Source organism: Desulfovibrio litoralis DSM 11393 (assembly GCF_900143255.1).
Lineage (GTDB): Bacteria > Desulfobacterota > Desulfovibrionia > Desulfovibrionales > Desulfovibrionaceae > Frigididesulfovibrio_A > Frigididesulfovibrio_A litoralis.
This window is the reverse complement of the sequence record NZ_FRDI01000002.1, coordinates 264,682-285,353: the sequence shown is the minus strand read 5'-3', so window position 1 is coordinate 285,353 and position 20,672 is coordinate 264,682. Positions and strand designations below refer to the sequence as shown.

Genomic DNA, 20,672 nt, shown 5'->3' with positions numbered 1-20,672 from the left:
TAACATAGAGGTTAACTTTATGAACTTACAAGAATTGGGTGCCATTTTAAGGCAAAAAAGAGATGAAAAAGGTCTAAGTTTAGACGAAGCCGCTAATAAGATAAAACTTTCTGCCAGAGTGATAAAAGCTATGGAAGAAGGTGATATATCTGATTTGCCCCACCCCGTATATGCCAGAGGGTTCATGAAGTCTTATGCCGAAATATTGGGATTTGACAAAGTTGAATTGGCGGAAATGTTGAACAAAGCGTTTCCCCCATCTGAGTTAGACGAAGAACCGGAACCCGGTCCAATTATAAAAGCCACCTCAAACCGAGAAAGAAACGGTTTTAAGATACTAAATTTATTAATTATGATTTTAGTATTCTCTTTGCTTTGTTTGGGAATATGGTTTTTGTTTGAAAAGTTTAAAGATAGCTCTTTTGACGGAATAAAACAAACCTATAATTCATTTTTCTCAAACTCCACAGATGAAACAAACCAAACCCAACAAAACAGCACAACTCAAGCACCTAACGCCAACAATACTCAAGAACAAACAACAAGCGTAAACACAACCCCGAGCCTGCCTAACACGCCAACTGTTTCCACAGAAACAACTCAACAGATTGAAAATATTACTCAAACACTTGAAGTTAGCACAAGACGCAGTACAAAACTTGAAGTAACCATAGACGAGGCTCAAACAGAAAAAGTAGACTTGGCTAAAAATCAATCTCGAGTTTTTGAGTTTAAAGACGACTTGACCTTAAAAATGTCTAACCCAAATGTCATAAAATTAAAGTATAATAATCAAGATTTTACTTTTGACTATATCGCCGGTAGCGGAGAAAAAACCTTGGTCTTTCCACCAAGTGCAACTAACTAAAAAACATTATTCAGGTTAGCTATGTATTTTTCCGATGAGGCAGTTGTTTTAAGTCTTGGACGTTTTAGAGAATCAGACCTTTGGCTACGCCTTTTGTCTCCCACTCGAGGAATTTTTACCGTGTTTGCATTTGGCGGAAGTAAAAGTCGCAAACGTTTTTGTGGCTGTTTGGATATTTTAAACAAACTATCTATCAGCGTAAGCCAATCAAAAAAAGGTGAATATCTTTGTCTAGACGAAGCCGTCTTGCGTTCCGGTCCGCTTAACTTGCGTTCAGACTTTAAACGCCTCGGTATAGTTATGAACACCTTAAAATTTTTGGAGGCCTTTGGCGTTTCGTCTGATAGTGCTTTAAACTCTTTTACTTTGTTTAACGAGTTGTTATTATTATCAGAAGACGAAAAACAAATGCCGGAACTTTTCCCCCTGCTCTTTCGTTTACGCTTGGCTTTTGACCATGGATATTCGATTAACCTAGAGAGTTGCGGAAATTGCCAAAGCCTATTAAAAAAACAAGCCAAAACTCAAAGAGAATGCGATGTGGAATATATGTCCAATCTGGCTTATGACTTAACTTATAAACAAGAGTCCTGCTATTTATTAGCAAGCGAAGGGCAAGTTTTTTGTGAAGCTTGTGCTTCTAAAATTCCTGTTTCTGGCGGAACTTTATCACGATTAAGCACGCAAAGTTTACACTTTTTACATTTGATTAAAACGCTTCCACTCTCAGACTGGCACTATTTCCAGTTTGACTCGCTAACACGCAGAGAGTTATCTCGTTCAATAGATGCTTTTATTGAATATCATGTGGGTTTGCGTTGGCATAACGGGCGTTTTATACGTTGTTAATTTGAAAAATTTTATTTTATAAATATAACGATATTGAGGCTAATATGAATTTTCAAGACGTGATTTTAACACTGCAAAGTTTTTGGAGTAAACAAGGTTGTGCAATACAACAGCCTTATGACGTAGAGTGTGGAGCTGGAACTTTTAACCCTGCGACTTTTTTAAGAGTTATAGGTCCTGAACCTTGGAATGTTGCTTATGTTGAACCTTCTCGTCGTCCAACCGACGGACGCTACGGAGAAAATCCAAACCGCCTGCAACATTATTTTCAATTTCAGGTAATTTTAAAACCTTCTCCTGAAAATGTCTTGGAATTATACCTTAACAGTCTTAAAACATTAGGTATTGACCCAACAAAACATGATATTCGCTTTGTTGAAGACGACTGGGAATCTCCTACTCTCGGAGCTTGGGGGCTTGGTTGGGAAGTTTGGCTCAACGGAATGGAAGTTACTCAATTTACTTATTTTCAACAAGTCGGCGGAATTGATTTAAAGCCGGCTAGTGCTGAAATTACTTACGGGCTTGAAAGACTTTGTATGTATCTTCAAGAAAAAGAGTCTGTTTACGAACTACAATGGAATGACCATGTCAAATATGGTGATATTTATCACAGAAACGAAGTTGAACAATCTCGTTTTAACTTTGAAGAAAGCGACCCGGTTTTATTGTTAAGACATTTTAACGAATTTGAACATGAAGCCAAACGTTTGGTTCAACTCGGTCTTTTAACGCCGGCTTATGATTATACAATGAAATGTTCCCATACTTTTAACCTGCTTGATGCCAGAGGGGCAATTTCCATTACCGAAAGAACCGGTTATATTGGGCGTGTTCGAACTCTCGCCTCAGCCGTTGCCCATTTATATGCGACTCAAAGAGAAGAAATGGGCTATCCTCTTTTAAAAAAATAATTTTAAACTAAAAACGCAAAGAATTGTACGAACATTTTGAATTAATTAGTCAATAAAGGATATAAAATGTCCCACTTTATACTTGAAATCGGAACGGAAGAATTACCTGCTCGTTTTTTATCAAATATACAAAAAGATTTAAAAGAAGCTTTTGAAAAAGCATTAAAAGAACAAGGCGTTGATTTTAAAGAAATAAATGTTGCCGCTACACCTCGTAGGGCTGCTGTTTTGATTGACGGTTTGGCTGATACGGCAAAATCGTTTGAAGAGCTTGTTTCCGGTCCGCCAAAGAAAATTGCTTTTATGGAAAACGGCGAACCAAGCAAAGCCGGTTTGGGTTTTGCCAAAACTCAGGGCGTTGAATTTAAAGATACTTTTCTTTTAGAAACCGAAAAAGGAACATATCTCGCCGTCAAAAAACAAATGGGTGGCGGAAAAACCCTTGAACTTCTTCCAAATATCTGCCTTTCTATTATTCAAGCTTTATCTTTTCCCAAAAGTATGCACTGGGGTGATAGCGAAGGTTTTACTTTTGCTCGCCCTTTACGTTGGATACTCGCACTTTATGAAGATAAATTAGTCGAATTTAAAATCGCCGGCGTTTCTTCCGGTCGTCAAACCTTTGGACACAGAATCCACGGAGCCGGTCCTTTTGAATTACGCAACGCCTCAGAATATCTAAATATATTGAAAGAAAAAGCAAAAGTCGTTTTGTTTCCCGAAGAACGTTTAAAAATCATTAAAGATAAAGCTAACGAATTGGCTAAAAATCTTACTGAATTTAACGGAGCAAAAATAATCTGGAAAGAAAGCTTGCTGAATGAAGTTTGTGGTTTAGTCGAACACCCTGTTCCGATAATCGGTTTTTTTGACCCCTCTTTTTTAGAAGTCCCCAGAGAAGTTTTATTAACAAGTATGGAAAGCCATCAAAAAAGCTTTGGACTCGAAGATAATTGCGGAAACTTACTACCCGCCTTTTTAACCGTTGCCAATATCAGCTCAAAAGATGAAGCTTTAGTGCGTAAAGGTTGGGAAAGAGTGTTACGTGCAAGACTTGAAGATGCAAGATTCTTTTGGAAAACCGATCTAAAAACACCTGTGGAAACTTGGCTTGATAAACTTGATCATGTTATATTCTTAGCACCACTCGGAAGTATGGGCGACAAAACTCGCAGGCTTGAAAAACTTTGTGTCTTTATCGCCAAAGAGCTTGGGCTTGAACAAAAAGGCGTTAAACTTCCTGAAATCGAACGTGCCGGACGCTTGTCAAAAGCCGATTTAGTCTCTGAAATGGTTAAAGAATTTGATACTCTTCAAGGAGTTATGGGCGGAATCTATGCCACCAAACGCAATGAAAGCGAACTCGTGGCTCAAGCCTTAAAAGAACAATACTTACCTGCCGGGGTTGATTCGCCCGTACCAAGCAGTCTTGGCGGAGCTATTTTGTCTTTAGCCGATAAAGCAGATACCCTGGTGGGTTGTTTCGGACTTGGCATGATTCCAACAGGAACGGCCGACCCTTACGCTTTACGCCGTGCCGTTTTAGGGATTATACGGATTTTTAAAGAATATGCGTTTGACCTTACTCCAAACCTTTTATTTAAAAAAGCTTTTGAACTTTATGGCGAACGTAAATGGAAGTTAAGTGAAAGTGAAGCCTTGGCAAAATTAGATGACTTTTTTGCCTTGCGTCTAAAAAATTATTTCTGTAGCTCATTAAGCGGTCTTGTCGCAAACGAAACCCTTTTAGTAGAAGCAAGCCTCGCCGCCGGTTATGAAAATATTGCTCTAACCGAAAAAAGATTACACGCCTTGGGTGAATTTAGCAAAAACGCCGATTTTGCAACAGCTGTGTTAACATTTAAACGGGCTGCCAATATTATTCGCAAACAAGGTCAAGAAGATAAAACGTTAAAACTTGACGGTCAATATAATACCAAGCTCTTTTCAGAACAGGCCGAAAAAGATCTGGGAACAGCTTTGGAAAATATTACACCACGTTTTGATAAGTTATGGAAAGAACAAAACTTTTCCGCTCTTTTCGCTCTACTCTTTGAGTTAAAACCCAAAGTAGAAACTTTTTTTGATCAAGTCATGGTTATATCTGATGATAAGGAAATACGCTATAACAGGTTGCAACTGTTGTTTGCGTTGGTCTCACTACTTAGCCGTTTAGCCGATTTTAACGCTTTGCAAATTTAACACGTTAAAAAATATTCGAGAAAACAATGTCAAACGTAAACAAAAATAATCAGCATCTTATAAACTACAAGTTTTTTATTTTTATCTTGTTGTTTATGCTAAACTTTGTCTTGATAAACAAGGTTTATGCTGTTGATACTACTAAAAATATACAAGCCATAGAAACAATAAATAAATTCTTGCTTGGTATTCCCTATAGAGACGACGGGGCTTTAGATTTTAGCAAGGTTAGCGACAAAGCTAACACAAACGGGCGTTATACTTTGTTTGCCGACCAAAATAAAACCTTGAAGACCCCGGGGTTAAACTGTAGCGGTTTTGTATTGGCGGCGAGTAACAAAATTTTTCGCCCTGATCTAAATATTGATACGGCTAAATTTGATCGTAAAAATGACAACAGCGAAACAGCCACTCGAGCAGAAGACTGGGATTTTGGTCTCGACCTTTTGTTGAATATCTCAGACGGCAAAACCGCTAAAGTTATGTTGCCCAACAATCGCTATGCCGATCCTAAAACACTTGACGGAATAAGCTTGCCTGATGGGCGAGGTTTTTCTTTGCATGATAAAGCTGCATGGAATAATGTAATTTCTCGCATGAAAAACGGCTATATTTACCTTTGGGCAATGAGCCGTAAAACGCCAGATAAACCTTTACAGTATCATCATGTCGGTCTAATATTAACCGAAGGAACAAAGCCAGACTCCGCTTTTATGTATCATGCCGTACGCAAAGGTGGCGTAGTAAAGCTTGATTTGAAAAAAGCTGGTTCTCTTGAACGCATTTTTAAGGCTTATCCTAAAAAAGACGGTATAGAACGCTATATTTATATTTTAGAAGTAGAGTTATAAAATTTTACTTATTATTATTGCCTAAAATGGAGGCTTAACGTGAAAAATACTCAAATGAAAGAAGCTCCTGCCAAAAACTTGGCTTTTGATTTAATGCGCGTAACCGAAGCGGCCGCCCTTGCATCGGCTCGTTGGCTCGGAAAAGGCGAAAAAGAAGCCGGAGATAAAGCGGCTGTTGATGCCATGCGTCTTTGTTTTAACTCTTTGGAATTATCCGGAACGGTCATTATCGGCGAAGGCGAAAAAGATAATGCCCCCATGTTATATAACGGAGAAAAACTCGGTTCAGGAAACGGATCTGAGGTTGACGTTGCCGTTGACCCCGTTGAAGGGACTAATTTATTGGCCTTTGGACGACCAAACTCTATCTCTGTTGTCGGAACTTCGCCGGCCGGAACTATGTATAACCCGGGTCCAAGCCATTATATGAGAAAATTGGTTGTGCCAAATGCCGCAAAAAGTGTTGTTGATATTGATGCCCCTGTTGCGGACAACTTAAAACACATCGCCAAAGCCCTTGGTAAAGATGTAAACGACCTTGTTGTTTTTGTGCTTGATAAACCTCGCCACGAACAACTGATCAAGAGTATCCGTCAAGCCGGTGCCAGAATCCAACTGCACAGAGACGGAGATATTACCGGTGCCTTAATGGCGGTTGATTCCAGATCAGAAATTGATGTAATGATGGGAACAGGGGGTACACCCGAAGGCGTTTTGGCGGCTTGTGCCATCAAAGGCGTTGGCGGACAAATTTTGGCAAGACTCGACCCTCAGTCATATGTTGAAAAAGAAGCAATTTTAAATGCCGGTATTGATTTAAGAGAAATATTAACTGTTGATAACCTCATTAAAGGCGACGAAGTCTTCTTTGCGGCAACAGGCATCTCAGGCGGAAGCTTTTTGGATGGAGTTCGTTATACCGGAAACGGAGCTGTTACACACTCCATGCTCATTCGTGCCAAAACAGGTTCGTTACGTTATATTCAATCTTTCCATAACTGGGATAAATTGATGAAATTTAGTTCGGTTGATTACGATTAATAAAAAAACACACAAACTAAAAAAACTGTCTTAAAACGCAACAGCATTTTAAGACAGTTTTTTGTTTTATAGAAAATATGATTAAATAAGAATAGGACGGCGATCAATAAGAAAGCTACTTCCCGGCATTGATTTAACCTGACTTTTTAAGGCAGAAGCTATCTGAGAAACCTGACCGTAATGTTCCAAGCGAGAGTCTTTGTTAACAACAACCGCAATAGAAATAGACATAAATGGAAATTTTCTTAAGATTCCCTGTCTATCTATAGAAGTAATACCTTTTTGTTCCCTGTCTTTTGCATCATAAAATTGCGGAATAATCGCATCAAAGCTAGCAATAATGTGTTCACAAGCCAGCTCTGCATATTTAGAAGGCATAACAAAAACAAAATCATCGCCGCCAACATGCCCGACAAAAGCATTTTTAAGTTTAAAAGAGCGTACGGTTGTTACCACCAAGCGAGCGGTCATCATTAAAACCTCATCTCCACGAGAAAAACCATATTTATCATTGTATGATTTAAAATAATCTAAATCGCAATATCCTAAGGCAAAATCTTCACCTTGTTGGATACGCTCTTTAATTGTATTAATAATAGAGGTGTTTCCGGGTAAATGGGTTAAGGGGCTTGCGTCAAGTGTTCTTGAACTGCGTTGAATTCCAAGCTCTATTCTGGCTTTTAACATTTCAAGACTGAAAGGAGGAGAAATAAAATCATCAACATCTAAACTGCTCCAGTCAAAGTCTTTAGTTTGGTTAAAATCTTCTATATATAAAAGAGTAGAAAGCTGACGATATACGTTTTCTTCTTTCACCAAACGCAACAACTCTAGACCAGACATATCAGGCAGAGAAATGTCAATAATAAGAATCTCAGGCGGGTCAATCAAAAGGAATTCAAGAGCTGAGCCTGCAGTTTGAAACTCAAGCATATTATCTTGTCCCCAAAGTTCAGAGACTATATCACACAGCTCTTTGTTCTGGCTGACTAAATACAACATTTTTTTATTTACAACTTGGTCGTTCATAATAATCTCATTCACTTCTCAATCTAGGATAACAAACCACTTTGATAAAATTTTTCGGTAATACTTTTCTCTAACTCAGCCAAATGACTCTCATTAATAGATAAAGCACGATAGACGTCAGGATTGAACTCTATTATCTCTTCCTTACCGCAACAACCTAAACCAAGTTTAACCGCATAGTAATTGGCAAGACAAACAACAAGTGCCATTTCTTGAAACTCTTTGGCGGAAAAAGGATCATGATGAAAAACCATACCTGTAGTAAGGTTCCCCGGCAAGCTCCATTGCTTACATAAAAACAAATTAACTTGAGCGTGAGTTATTCCCAATACTTGTTTTTCTGCAAGATAATAAGAAATTTTTTGTTCCAAAACAACTTTTAATATACTGTCTACTGCATCAGGAAGCTGTTGTTTTATAACAAGTTTACCAATATCATGTAACAAACCGGCAACACCAAATTCATCACTCATAGGAAAACTACAATGTTTGGCAATAATCACGGAAGCTTGAGAACAAGCAAGGCTATGTGTCGACAAATTGGGAAATTTTACTTCTTGTTTGTCAAAAGCCGCAGTAGAAATTAAAATTCCACGTAAAACATTAGCACCAAGTAATAACACGGCATGTTTTAAAGATGAAATTCTTCCTGAAAAGCCATACATCGGAGAGTTAACCATTTTTAATATCTTTACTGCTAGCGTTTGGTCTTTAGACAAAATAGCCGATAAAGAGTCAGCATTGGCGTTTGGCGATGCCATCTCTGTGCTAAATTCATAAAAAACAGACGGCAGAACAGGCAACTTATTGGCTGTTATTTTTTTACCTTGAAATAGTGTTGTTACATCTTCCATTAATTTATCCTAAGCAAGTATCAATATATCTATAACAAAAACATAAATAAAAAACAAATAAAGATTTATAATAAAAAATTAAAATAACCGATCTGAAAAAACAACAATAAAATATATCCCTTGCAAATATGAATTTTGACACATTCAAGATAATTGAGCAAGACTCAAAAAAGATTTTTTTTATTTTATTTTACCAATAACATAACGCAACCCAGGTTTCGAGAAAACAAACCCCCTAATTTCTAAAATAGTTATTGTCGAAGAAACATCAGAAACCTCATAACTTGTAGCGTTTTCAAGGTTAAGCAACTCGACAATTTTATCTATATGTAAACTTTCCGTATGTTTGTTTAATAAAGAAACTATATTAAACTCAAGCTCTGACAACGAACCTTTAAGCTCTTCCATCTTATTCTGTTGAGACAAAATATTTTTGTTTTCAAAACAGACTGTTGAAATAATATCGTTTTGATAAATGCTTTTTATTAAACTGCCCTGATCATCTGAGACTAATCGTTTAAACTCAGTTTTAAGTTCAGGTTGAATGTTTTGTTGTTTTGCAGGGGTTTTTGGTCTTTTGATATAAAGTCTTTTTTCAAAAACATCCATATTATCAGGACAAACTCTACTCTCTTTAACTGTTTCGTTTTTATTTTTTTGTTCTAAAATACCTGTTAAACTTTCTTTTAAATCTACTAAAATATCACCGATATTTCTTACGATTATCGCCCCTTGGTTTAATAAATCATTACAACCAACCGAGCTTTCCGCATCAGGCAAACCCGGAACGGCATAAACCTGTCTGTTTTGTTCAAGGGCATGTCGTGCCGTAATTAAAGAACCTGAACGCTGTGCCGCTTCAACAACCACAACACCGAGAGATAAGCCGCTTATAATACGATTTCTTATAGGAAATTGTCTTGGTTCGGCTTCACAATCAGGAGCCAACTCGCTAATAATTAACCCCTTGTCAATTAGTTGAGTAAAGATGTCTAAATTTATAGGTGGATATACTTTGTTAATTCCTGTTCCTAAAACGGCGATACTTGAACCAAGCTCATTGATAGCTCCAAGATGTGCCTCTCTGTCAATTCCATGAGCCATACCCGAAACAACCGTAAAGCCAATTGACGCCAAGGTATTGGAAAGTCTCGCCGCACTTGCAAGACCTTCGCTTGAACAACGCCGAGAACCCACAACCGCAATACAAGAACCAAAGAGTAAAGAAACATCACCCCAATAATATAAATATAAAGGTGCATCAATAATATCTTTTAATAACAAGGGAAAATCTTTTTGCAAGATAATTCCACACCCGGTATCACGCAACTTTCCCCATTCTTGTTTAGCCGGCTCTCGCCAAAGCTCAGAACGAAAAGATGAAGCCGCATCAGCAGGAACTCGACAAACGCCCCATTTTTTACAGTTTAAAACAGCTTGATGTGCCGATCCAAAATATTTACACAGCCTGTTAATACGCCTAACACCCAACTTTGAGGTATGTTTCAACGCCATGTATGACCACAATTCTATCTTGGTCGCATCATCTAACTGAGAAAAAGTTCCATACATTACAAAACAGCTCTAAAAACAAACAAAGTTTATCACGAACAAAGTTTATTTTGTCTTTGCAAAATGGTTTTTAAAATTAAAATAAACAACCAAAGCTCTATAAAGTTGCCAAACGTTTTTTCGCCAACGCCACAGGCTCTGATTTTGGATATTGAGAAATTAGTGTTTCCAAGTAAAAACGTGCATTATCTTTATCACCCAATTTTTGATAAGAAAAAGCAATTTTTAACATTGCCGCCGCTGCCTTAGGGTGTTTTGAATAATTATTTGTAACTTCTTTAAAAGTTAAAATCGCTTTGTCATATTGGTTCATTCCAAAAAAAGATTCACCAAGCCAATAATAAGCATTGGGAATTAAGCGATTATTTGGATTATCTATAATAAATTGTTCAAATTTTTCTTTCGCCGCCGCCGGTTTATTGGCATCAAGCAAATTTAAACCAGAGTTATAAGTAGCATCGGAAGATTGCCACTTACTTAAACTTCCACCGGCAACAGGTGGTACAAGCTCTGTATTTTTCTTTTGTTTTACAACGTTTTTATCATCTGTTGCTTTTGTTGAAGTAGCTGTAACCGGCGGTTCAACTTTTTGTTTGGGTTCAACTTGAACAACAGGAGTCAAGGTTTCCGCTTTTGCCGTATTTGTCTTTTCCGGTGTAACATTTAGAGGAACAGCAACAGCTTGGTTTGTATTATTTGTTTGAGGCAGCTCTTTATTTTCTTTTTTTGGAGCAGCACCGGCATATTGATTAGATTGATTAGATTGATTAGATTGATTAGATTGTTGAGTTTGAGGATTAGATTGTACAGCCCTTAAAGCTTCTGCAACCGGGTCATAGTCGTCTGTTACAACGGCGTTATGTGTTGACACGTTATTTTGAGCCAAATATTTTGGTTCGGCGACCGGGTTGAGAACCGGGGTAACAACTGGGGCAGTATTTGTTTGTGGAATATTTACGGATTGAGATTGTGGAGTTGGATTATTGTTTAATTCCGCAGTATTCACAGGTGGCGTCGTAGCTTTTGGCGTATTTTCCAATTCTTTAGCTTTTTTGAAAGACTCAGGAGCCGGATTTAATTTCTCTAACAAAGATAATTGCGGAGCTTGTGAGGCTTGCACGGTTTGCGTTGATTTGGCGTTTTCTTTAGCCTCTTTTTTCTTTAAAGAAGGCTCAACTTCGTTAGTCTTTTTTAAAGCAATCTTGTTATCTTTTTTCAGAGGTTTTGTCTTGGCAAGCACTACGCTGTCTTTAGGAGCAGACAATTCGGCTACTTTTTGGGTAATAGAGTCAATCCGTGCATCATCACTCAAACGCTGAACCTGTTGTTCTTGTTCCAAGCTACCAACTCGAGTTTCCAAAGAGCTTACCCTTTCTGATAAAGAAGTTGAACAAGCACTCAACCCAAAAACAGCCAAACCGATAAAACAACCATATACATACTTAGTAAACATGCACACTCCAAAATAAAAAACAACTTAGAAAGTTATAAAAAACAACCCTTTAACCTTAAGCTAACGCAACGCATATCAACTCATGTCAACTCTAGTAAACTTATAACATCAAACATTGTTTATAGAATATTATTCTTAATTAAACAACACTGTACTACATATATATATAAACAATAAAATTATCAAGCATAAATGATTATCATCTCTTGCGATTATTTAAGATTTAAGATAAGACACAGGAAATATTACAGAATAAAATATACATTTTTATTTAAGTCAAAAGACTCTCTTTATATAAAAATAAATATTTATAAAGGATTAGGTTACATATGTTGCCATTTATAAATACTGATATACTACTGTTTGCGTTTGCCCTTGCTTTTTGCATGCTTTGTTTCGCGGCTGTTTGTTCCGGGGCATGGTTTGTAGTAATCACTGAGGCCAGCGGTATAGCAACAAAAAAAAAATTTCAAGATAAGTGTGCTTTTCAAACGGGAAAACTCTGCACTATTCTTTTAATTGCTTATATTTTAGCGTTTATTAGTTTAATTTCGGTGAATATACAAAACGGCAACAACTTACTCGAAGGAGTTTTGGCTCTTCCCGTTACCTTGATTATGTCTCTCTTGGGTACAGCATTTTTACTGTTTTCCCTTTACCTTGCCACATGGAAAACACTCAAAAAAGCAAAGATCATTCACTTATCGATAGGTATTCTAATTGCCTTAATATTAAGTTCAGCCTTTGTGTTAATCGCTATGCTTCTAAGAACCGTGTTACATTCAGGCTCTGAACTTACGGAATATAGTTCTATAATTATTCTTGTTACCGAGCTGTTTAATTCAATTCCTTTAAACTCAATAGTCTGGCCTCTCATTATCCAAGCCTTTCTTTTGGGTTTTGCAACCATTGGAGCTTTAAACCTAGTTTGGATAATGATCGTAAGAAATAAAGATAATTTTGGGCGAGATTATTATAATTTTACCTTGTCTTATTCTTCCGCTTGGGCAATTTTAGGCACTTTAGGCGGCTTAGTCACCGGGGCATTTGTTTTTTACAGAGGTTGGGTTGGAATGTCTCCGAGTTTAGCACAGTTTCCACAAACTTGGCTTTTAATCACCAATATAGCCCTACCCTCTTTTGCTTGTTTGCTTTGGCTTTTTATCATAAGAAGTAATACCCCGCTACGCCATAAATTTAGTGCGTGGTTTGCATTAATCTTTTTAATTTTAAGCGTTACCGCACAAATATTATTGACCAATGAAATTATGCCCGCCTCTTAATCATGCTCAAAACTCTGATTGGAGTAAACAATATAGTGTCGCTTATCTTGTGGGGATATTACCTGCGGTATTACTACTCACATACTTAACCTTAAGTTTTAATTCACCGCAAGACGTCGCCGTTTATTATAAAGAATTAAGAACAATACACACCACTACAACCAAGATAATGAAATTTATTTCAGACTATGGTAATATGATGTTCTATTCTTTTTATATTTATTTTTTCTATCTTGGAATCAAAACAAAAGACAAAAGACTTTGGTCTATCACATTATATTATATTTTCTTTCAAATAGTTATAGGCGTCTTGTTAGTACACTTTTTAAAAATTTCAATAGGCAGACCAAGACCAAATATAGAAGGATCTTTTATGCCCTTTTCTTTCAACAGCTATTACCACTCTGCCGTATCCGGACATGTAACCGAAATAAGTGGTTCAGCATTGACTCTTAGCATGATTTATCGCAATATGTTCTATAGCTTTATATTTGGATTGTGTATTGCAACAATGGCATATTCTCGAATATACCTAGGTCAACATCATATATCCGACACATGGGCAGGTCTTTTCTTCGGTTCTCTGTCTGCTGTCTTAATCGTTCTATTTTGGAATAAAAGGAGCCTCAAAAATGGATAATAAAAATGAGAATATAGAATCAACACTCCTGACAAACGAAGAAGGACAAAATAACGAAGTAACGAAAGAAACCGAACCGGTTATCGAACCCAACCACAATACCGAAGACAAACAAGCGGAATCTTTTGAAATAAAAAATACATCTTTATCCTCAGGCGAATCAGAAACAAGTGGCGAAAACCAGGAGTTATCGCCTAACGAACAAACCCCGCAAGAACTTGGAAATGTTTCGCTCCCTAATGTTTCCCTCCCTAATGTTTCGTTCTCTGCTGAAAACCTCTCAACGGATCAGGAACTTATTACAACTTCCTTTGAAACTCAAAAGCAAGATTCAATACAGGATATAACCCCTGAAAATATTACAGAAATACAAAGCGATAATACGGAACCCACAACTAACCCGACTCAAACAATAAATAAAGCATTTAAAATTACGGCTGATAACGCTAGCTCGCCAACCATAATCTCTCGCATTTTCAATATATTGGCGTTTATGCCTTTATTAACCTTGAGCATTTTATATATTGCACAAACCTTCTTTTTAATTGATAACCATGAACTTTGGTACTCCGACGAAGTGCGCCACGGTGATGTCCTAAGATATTTACTGGAAAGCAAAGACTGGTTTGTTTTACATCTTAACGGCGAATTTTATCCGGATAAACCGCCTTTATACTTTTTATTTTTAGTAGGACTCAAATATATTTTAGTCTTTTTAGATCAAACTCTCGCACCGACTTTAACAAGCCTTACGGGCTTTAATATCAGCTTTTTAAACCAAGAGAGAATAGTTCCTCAATTAATGAGTCTTGGTGCAAGCATTTCCGGTTTATTTTTTCTTTGGTCAAGTTACTTTTTTGCCAAACTAGTTGGACGTTTTGACCGCCGTTTAAGCTTTGCAACCGGTTTGGTTTTATTGTCTAGCATTTATTTTATGGGAACAACCCACTATGCCAGAATGGATTTATTTTTTGGAAGTTTAATCATAATCAGTCAAATTTTTCTCTTTAAAGCCGTCCAAAAAGATAAAAGTTTTCCTCTGATGATTTCTGCTTTTGTGTTTATGGGGCTCGCTACCTTAACAAAAGGCCCCTTGGGTTTTGCCTTTCCTCTTTTAAGCGTAATTGTATATTTATTATGGCAAAAACGCCTACGCCGTTTAATTGCAAGCGATTTTTTCATAGCCCTCGGCGTTGGAATTGCGGTTACCTTATCTTGGTTCGTTATTTTAATTTTACGTTTTGATTTTAATTATGTTTATTCCTCAATCGTAGACAGACAAGTTATTCAACGAGGGTTAGACGCTTGGCATCATAAAAAAGCTTGGTACATGTATATCTGGTTGTTGCCGTTGATATATCTACCCTTTTCATTATTATTGCCGCTTGCTAACTTTAAAAACCTGAAACAACGTATTTTAAGCTCAAGAGAACCTGAATATCAAGGTTTATCCTATATCTGGATCTTTGCACTCACAGGTTTTATACTCTTAAGTTTGATCAGTACTAAAATTCATATTTATTTATTACCACTTTTTGCACCATTGGCGGCAATCAGTGCTAAACAAATCTTAAGTTTTTCAGAACGCAAAAGTCTTTATTTTCGTTACATTTTAGCGATCTTTGCAACTTTATTAATTCTTATTGGTGGGTTGCCTCTTGTTGCACCATATATCTTGCCTGATTTTTACGCCAATGAAGATGTCAGAATTTTAGGCACTATCTTTATCGCCGGCATTGCCGTTGTCTTTTCTGCTATTTTTTGGGCAGGCATAAAAGAACGTCGTCCGGAAGCTCTACTCTTAACTTTTGCTATATTTATCTGCCTGCTGATGCAGCCAATATTTTTAATTACAGCACCTTCCATGAACAATATTCTTAGTCCACACGCTCAAGCTTTAGTTTTAAAAGAATACAAAGCAAAAGGATATACACCCGCCAGCTATAGGGTATATAAAGGAATTTACAGCTTTTATCTTGAAGATAAGCTTATAGAGCTTGATACCGCCCAAGTTTTAGATAAGTTAATTAACAGCAATGAAAAAGTTATCTTAGCCATTAAAGCAAAAGACTATAACGAATTTACCCCTGAGCAAATTGAAAAACTACAAAAAGAAAATAAACACAATGTTATAGAAGAAAAACAACGTTTATTGGAGATATTAAAACCACTTAAAAAGATTGGACAACAACGTATCGCAGAAGAACTAATCTTCTTGTTGGCTACAGATAATCAAAGCGAACAACCTAAAACGGAATCTGAAATCAAAGAACTTGTTCCAAATGATAACCAAACAACTGACACTCAACCAACAGTAATACCAGACTTAAATACAAATAATACAAGCACAAATGCGACAATAACAGGCTCAACAATAAACTCAATAACAGGCTCAATAACAGGCTCAACAACAGGCTCAACAACCAGTTCAACAATTACAGTAACCAATTCAACACGCTTGTTTCCCTCAGAGCTAAACGCAACAAGCAAAAAACAAACAAACGCCACAGACACAAACAAACCGACCAACAGCCCACAAGAATAAACTCTAAACAAGCAAAAAGCGAAGTAAAAATTACCTCGCAAAACAAAGCTTAAGGAGCAATATTATGTTTAAAACAGAAGAGTTGGAGTTTTCTCAAGCGGAAAAACAATACTTATATAAAATTGCCAAAGAGAGTATTTCTCAAGCCCTTAATGAACCACAAAAAACAATAAATGAAATACAAACGCCAAAATCAAAAGTGTTGCAACAAAAACTTGGTGCTTTTGTTACATTAAAAAAGAATCATGCTTTAAGAGGGTGTATCGGCACCTTAATCGGTGTTGAACCACTTTTTGTAAATGTTTGGAAAATGGCGAGAGCCGCTGCGTTTAACGACCCTCGCTTTCGCCCTCTTACAAGTGAAGAATTAAAAGATGTGGAAATATCCATTACTGTGATGGGCGAGATCAGCCCTTGCCCAAACCCCAAAGACATAGAACTCGGCAAACACGGCCTAATAATGCGAACAAAAGACGGCAGGAAACAAGGCTTGTTGCTCCCCCAAGTTCCAATAGAACAAGGTTGGAACCTAGATACGTTTCTAGCCCAAACTTGCGTTAAAGCAGGCCTACCAGAGGCAGCATGGCAAAACGACAATGTGGAAATTCTCTGGTTTGAAGGTATTATACTGTAAAGAAGAGATCATCTTTACTAAGCATAAAAAGCAGACTTCAAAAATTAATATACGCCTTTAACCCCATTATCTCTTAAAACAGAGTCTAAACAACCGACATGATAAGAATTGTGGGTAACCAACATTAATAGTGCGTCTTGATTTGTAACATTACTACCCTTAATTTGAGACATCTTCGGGTGTATCGCCTGTAGCTTTTCATCAGTCATTGATGCAATAAAAGCAGAAACACACTCTTTAGCACTTTGGGCAAAACTTAAAAGCTCGGCTTTGCTCATTGCTTTTTCCGGAAAAGTGGCAAGCATGACGACCTCTCTCGGATAAAAAACTTGTTTAGACTCTTGTCCTTCCGGAATTGCGAGAAATTCCATTAAAGCAAAGGTATGAAAAGCTTGTTGCCAAAATGGGTAACCCCCAGCTGTTTTTGTCCAAAGCTCGTCGGGACACAACCCTATTTGTTGTTCCAAAAAACCACAAAAACGATCAATATGTTTTTTTACATCAGTAACAAATATATTAGACATGGTACACCTTCTTATTTGGTTGAAATATTTATATAAATTAAGCTTAAAAATATTAACTAAAAAACTCTGTGATAGGCATAATCTTTTTTATTTCCCTTAAAACAGTTAGTTTTTTACTTTTCTATTTTGCAGTATTATAGTACTGCTTGCTGATTAAATTATACGCCGTTCAAAAGTCATTGTAAAGAGATATGACTTCTGATGCAAAATTTCATGTCCATGCCTTTTAAAAAAACTTTTATCAAACTCGCCTGTTTAACATTAACAAAAAGTCAAAAATGTTGCCCACAAACGAAACAGCTCCTATGCATAGTTTATATACCCGTATCAGTATCATGAGCGTTACGCTCATGGCAGTCTTGGGGGTTTCGAGCATTGTTCCGATTTTGCCTTTATTGGCAAAGGTGTTTGAGGTTGAACATAATCAAATTGTTTGGGTTGTGGCGGCTTTTACTATTCCCGGGGTTATTTTTACTATCCCATCAGGTATTTGTGCCGATTATTTCGGGCGAAAAAAAGTTTTAATACCTTCTTTATTATTATTTGCTTTTGCCGGTTTTGCTTGTGCGTTTGCTCCTGAATTTGGCGAATATAAATTTAGAATGCTTTTATTTTTTAGGTTTCTACAGGGAATAGGAGCAGCTCCCCTCGGAATGCTTTATGTTACGATTATCGGAGATTTATATCAGGGTGATGAACGCTTTAAAATGATTAGCTATAATACAACCATGATTGGCGTAAGCACGGGTTGTTACCCTTTTTTAGGCGGAGTTTTGGCTCAAATTGACTGGCGTTTAACTTTTTGTTTACCTTTGCTTGCTTTAATTTCCGTCGTTTTGGTTTTAGGGTTACCGCTTGATAAAATAAAACGAAAGATTATTATTGCTGAGTATACAAAGACAACAATTTCAAGCCTTAAAAACATAAAACTACTATTATTGTTTACTTTAAGCATGGGCACTTTTGTTATTCTTTATGGAGCTATTGTTACCGGCTTGCCTTTATTGTCAGATTTAAAGTTTCAAGCCGAACCCATGTATATTGGCATTCTGATGGCTATTTCGGCAACAGGAACTGCTTTTGGTGCTGCGAATGTTAGTCGCTTTTCCGATAAGGTTAAGGTTAAAACCCTAATTATGATTAGCCAATATTTTTATATTGCTACTTTAATTTTAATGCCTTTGATAACAAGTTTTTGGTGGCTTATTTTACCTTTGTCTTTGTATGGATTGGGGCAAGGGATAGGCCTGCCTTGTATTTCGTCTCAACTACTTGCCCAGTCTCCTCCAAAACAGAGAGCTGTTTTAATGGGCTTAAACGGCACGATTTTACGTTTAGCACAATCTCTTGGCCCTCTATTTGCCGGCTTATTAAAAGGATTTTTTGATGTTGATGCGATTTTTACAGGTACTATTTTTTTAGTCTTGTTTTTGATTTTTATCACACACCTTTTGTTTCATAAAAAACACGCCCTAAGCCCTTAGTTCTATTATAAAAACATTTGCCAATATTTTTTCTGTAATATACTGACATATCTAAATTTAATATAAAAAGAGCAAAAATATATGATAGAATTTCGCAAGCTAGAGGGTTTTATAATGGCATTAGCCGCCGTTATTATTTGGTCAGGCAATATTATTGTCGCCAAGCAACTTGCCCCTGATATAAGTCCGTTTAGTTTATCTTTATTACGTTGGTCAAGTGCCTGTTTTTTTTTGGCACCTTTTGGACTTAAACCTTTGCTAAAAGATTGGAAGATAATACGCCAACATTTAGGTTTTCATCTTACTGTTTCTTTTTTTGGAATAAGCCTCTCAAATGCCTTAATTTATTACGCCGCCCACGATACAAGCGGGGTTAATATGGTTATTATCGCCTCTACTGCCCCTATGATGACTATGATTTTAGGCTGTATGTTTTTAAAAGAAACATTAAACTTTGGGAAAGTAATCGGAGCTTTGCTCGCATTTAGCGGAATTATTGCCATTGCAAGTCGTGGCGATTTAGACGTATTAATTGGAATGCGTTTTTCTTGGGGTGATGGGCTTGCCCTAATTGCTTCTTTTTTGTTTGCTGTTTATTCGATTTTATTGCGTTTTATACCCAAAGGGGTTTCACAACTCGGCTTTTTAAGTGCAATTTTCTTTATGGGAGCTTTGTGGCTTATTCCTATGACGGCTGTTGAACTTTATTTGGGCGGAACAATATATATTCGCAACTGGCAAAGCATTGCAGGAATTGCTTACGCCGGTGCTGGTTCTTCGGTTGCTTGCTTTTTTTTATGGAACGAAGCTATAAAAAAAATCGGTCCTTTTAAAGTTTCTATGATTTATTATTCCCTACCTGTTTTTGGTTGTTTATGGGCAATTTTATTTTTGGGAGAACGCTTAATGTTTATGGACTTTGTTGGCGGAGCTTTGGTTTTGGTTGGAGTATTAACTGCAACAATAGCGTCTAGACGTTAAGTCAAATTGTAATAATAAAAGAGAGTGATATGTCAGGCTTACGAAGATTTGAAGGTGTTTTAATGGCTTTGTGTGCCGTTATTATTTGGTCAGGAAATTTTATCATAGCAAAACAGCAAATTTCAGATATAAGTCCGTCTGCCCTATCTTTATTGCGTTGGACAACGGCTTGTATTTTTTTAGCACCCTTTGGCTTAAAACCCATGATAAAAGACTGGCATATTATTCGCCAGCATTTAGGCTTTCATCTTCTGGTTGCCTTTTGGGGAATAAGTCTTTTTAATACCTTAATTTATTATGCGGCTCACTATACTTCCAGCATTAATATGGTTATTATCGCTTCAACCGCCCCTATGATTACCATGCTTTTAGGCAGTATTTTTTTAAAAGAACCTTTAAATAGCGGAAAAATCTTTGGTGCTTTGCTTGCGTTTATTGGTATTATCGTTATTGCCAGCAAGGGGAGCCTTGGTGCATTAATGGATTTAGAATTTTCTATTGGTGATATTTTTTCTTTAACTGCCGCTGTGTTATTTGCAGTTTATTCTATTTTAGTACGTTTTGTGCCAAAAGGAATTTCCCAACTGGGCTTTTTAAATACTATCTTTATTATTGGAGTTTTATGTTTAATTCCAATGACACTTATCGAACTATATTTTGGCGGAATGATTCATATTAACAGCTTGCAAGCCGTGGGTACGATTATTTATATCGGGCTTGGAACTTCGGTAATTTGTTTCTTTTTATGGAACGCCGCTATTAATAAAATCGGCTCTTTTCAAGCTTCGTTAGTTTATTATACCATTCCTATTTTTGGTTGTTTATGGGCTGTTTTATTTTTAAACGAACACCTGACTTTTGTGCATTTAATCGGCGGTATTCTTGTTTTAAGCGGCGTATGTATTGCAACTATTGCCGCACGTCGTTAGAATATAAATACCACAAATA

The 20,672-nt window shown here is 36.8% G+C and carries 18 protein-coding genes; 13 read left to right on the top strand and 5 right to left on the bottom strand.

All coding sequences use genetic code 11. The features are described from left to right. The first annotated feature begins 19 nt into the window (after positions 1-19). From BT999_RS01175 to glpX, 6 genes are all read left to right on the top strand, one after another. Positions 20-868, top strand: a complete 849-nt coding sequence (locus BT999_RS01175) for a helix-turn-helix domain-containing protein (protein WP_072695643.1) — start codon at positions 20-22, stop codon at positions 866-868. A gap of 21 nt (positions 869-889) precedes the next feature. Further along, positions 890-1,717 (top strand): DNA repair protein RecO, encoded by an 828-nt coding sequence (recO, locus tag BT999_RS01170; RefSeq protein ID WP_072695640.1) that lies wholly within the window; start codon positions 890-892, stop codon positions 1,715-1,717. A 44-nt stretch (positions 1,718-1,761) separates the two neighbouring features. Beyond that, the gene (gene glyQ, locus BT999_RS01165; protein WP_072695638.1) at positions 1,762-2,631 is read left to right on the top strand and encodes a glycine--tRNA ligase subunit alpha; all 870 of its coding nucleotides are present in this window, start codon (positions 1,762-1,764) and stop codon (positions 2,629-2,631) included. A 66-nt stretch (positions 2,632-2,697) separates the two neighbouring features. Further along, entirely contained in the window at positions 2,698-4,833 is a 2,136-nt protein-coding gene (gene glyS, locus BT999_RS01160) for a glycine--tRNA ligase subunit beta (protein ID WP_072695636.1), read from the top strand. A 26-nt stretch (positions 4,834-4,859) separates the two neighbouring features. Beyond that, positions 4,860-5,684, top strand: a complete 825-nt coding sequence (locus BT999_RS01155) for a hypothetical protein (RefSeq protein ID WP_072695634.1) — start codon at positions 4,860-4,862, stop codon at positions 5,682-5,684. Between the two features lie 54 nt (positions 5,685-5,738). Continuing rightward, a complete protein-coding gene (gene glpX / locus BT999_RS01150) occupies positions 5,739-6,725 on the top strand; it encodes a class II fructose-bisphosphatase (RefSeq protein WP_072696100.1) in 987 nt (328 codons plus the stop codon). Between the two features lie 81 nt (positions 6,726-6,806). On the opposite strand, the gene BT999_RS01145 is transcribed toward glpX, so the two are convergent. The 4 genes from BT999_RS01145 to ybgF form a co-directional block, all read right to left on the bottom strand. Further along, positions 6,807-7,754 (bottom strand): GGDEF domain-containing protein, encoded by a 948-nt coding sequence (locus BT999_RS01145; protein WP_072695632.1) that lies wholly within the window; start codon positions 7,752-7,754, stop codon positions 6,807-6,809. A 23-nt stretch (positions 7,755-7,777) separates the two neighbouring features. Then, a complete protein-coding gene (locus BT999_RS01140; RefSeq protein ID WP_072695630.1) occupies positions 7,778-8,608 on the bottom strand; it encodes an HDOD domain-containing protein in 831 nt (276 codons plus the stop codon). Positions 8,609-8,788: 180 nt separating this feature from the next. Further along, the gene (gene dprA, locus BT999_RS01135) at positions 8,789-10,180 is read right to left on the bottom strand and encodes a DNA-processing protein DprA (protein WP_072695628.1); all 1,392 of its coding nucleotides are present in this window, start codon (positions 10,178-10,180) and stop codon (positions 8,789-8,791) included. 97 nt (positions 10,181-10,277) lie between these two features. Then, positions 10,278-11,633 carry a tol-pal system protein YbgF gene (ybgF, locus tag BT999_RS01130; RefSeq protein WP_072695626.1) on the bottom strand — a complete coding sequence of 452 codons (1,356 nt, stop codon included), beginning with the start codon at positions 11,631-11,633 and terminating at the stop codon, positions 10,278-10,280. 329 nt (positions 11,634-11,962) lie between these two features. Between ybgF and BT999_RS01125 the strand changes: the two genes are divergently transcribed. The 4 genes from BT999_RS01125 (at position 11,963) to amrA (ending at position 16,735) form a co-directional block, all read left to right on the top strand. Beyond that, positions 11,963-12,916 carry a hypothetical protein gene (locus BT999_RS01125; RefSeq protein WP_072695624.1) on the top strand — a complete coding sequence of 318 codons (954 nt, stop codon included), beginning with the start codon at positions 11,963-11,965 and terminating at the stop codon, positions 12,914-12,916. Beyond that, positions 12,894-13,556 (top strand): phosphatase PAP2 family protein, encoded by a 663-nt coding sequence (locus BT999_RS01120; RefSeq protein ID WP_072695622.1) that lies wholly within the window; start codon positions 12,894-12,896, stop codon positions 13,554-13,556. Before BT999_RS01125 ends, BT999_RS01120 begins: the two co-directional genes overlap by 23 nt. Continuing rightward, complete coding sequence (locus tag BT999_RS01115) at positions 13,549-16,101, top strand: ArnT family glycosyltransferase (protein ID WP_072695620.1); 2,553 nt, start codon at positions 13,549-13,551, stop codon at positions 16,099-16,101. Before BT999_RS01120 ends, BT999_RS01115 begins: the two co-directional genes overlap by 8 nt. A 64-nt stretch (positions 16,102-16,165) precedes the next feature. Continuing rightward, on the top strand, positions 16,166-16,735 hold the full coding sequence (amrA, locus tag BT999_RS01110) for an AmmeMemoRadiSam system protein A (protein WP_072695618.1): 570 nt from the start codon (positions 16,166-16,168) through the stop codon (positions 16,733-16,735). Positions 16,736-16,779: 44 nt separating this feature from the next. Here the strand turns inward: amrA and BT999_RS01105 are convergent, their stop codons facing one another. Further along, positions 16,780-17,259: a DinB family protein gene (locus BT999_RS01105; RefSeq protein ID WP_072695616.1), complete on the bottom strand. Its 480-nt coding sequence runs from the start codon at positions 17,257-17,259 to the stop codon at positions 16,780-16,782. A gap of 278 nt (positions 17,260-17,537) precedes the next feature. Here BT999_RS01105 and BT999_RS01100 point away from each other — a divergent pair, with 278 nt between their 5' ends. The 3 genes from BT999_RS01100 to BT999_RS01090 all read left to right on the top strand — a co-directional run bounded on the left by BT999_RS01100 (position 17,538) and on the right by BT999_RS01090 (position 20,653). Then, complete coding sequence (locus BT999_RS01100) at positions 17,538-18,743, top strand: MFS transporter (RefSeq protein WP_084650534.1); 1,206 nt, start codon at positions 17,538-17,540, stop codon at positions 18,741-18,743. 81 nt (positions 18,744-18,824) lie between these two features. Further along, positions 18,825-19,724, top strand: a complete 900-nt coding sequence (locus tag BT999_RS01095) for a DMT family transporter (RefSeq protein WP_072695614.1) — start codon at positions 18,825-18,827, stop codon at positions 19,722-19,724. 29 nt (positions 19,725-19,753) lie between these two features. Continuing rightward, on the top strand, positions 19,754-20,653 hold the full coding sequence (locus tag BT999_RS01090; protein ID WP_072695612.1) for a DMT family transporter: 900 nt from the start codon (positions 19,754-19,756) through the stop codon (positions 20,651-20,653). Positions 20,654-20,672: the final 19 nt, after the last annotated feature.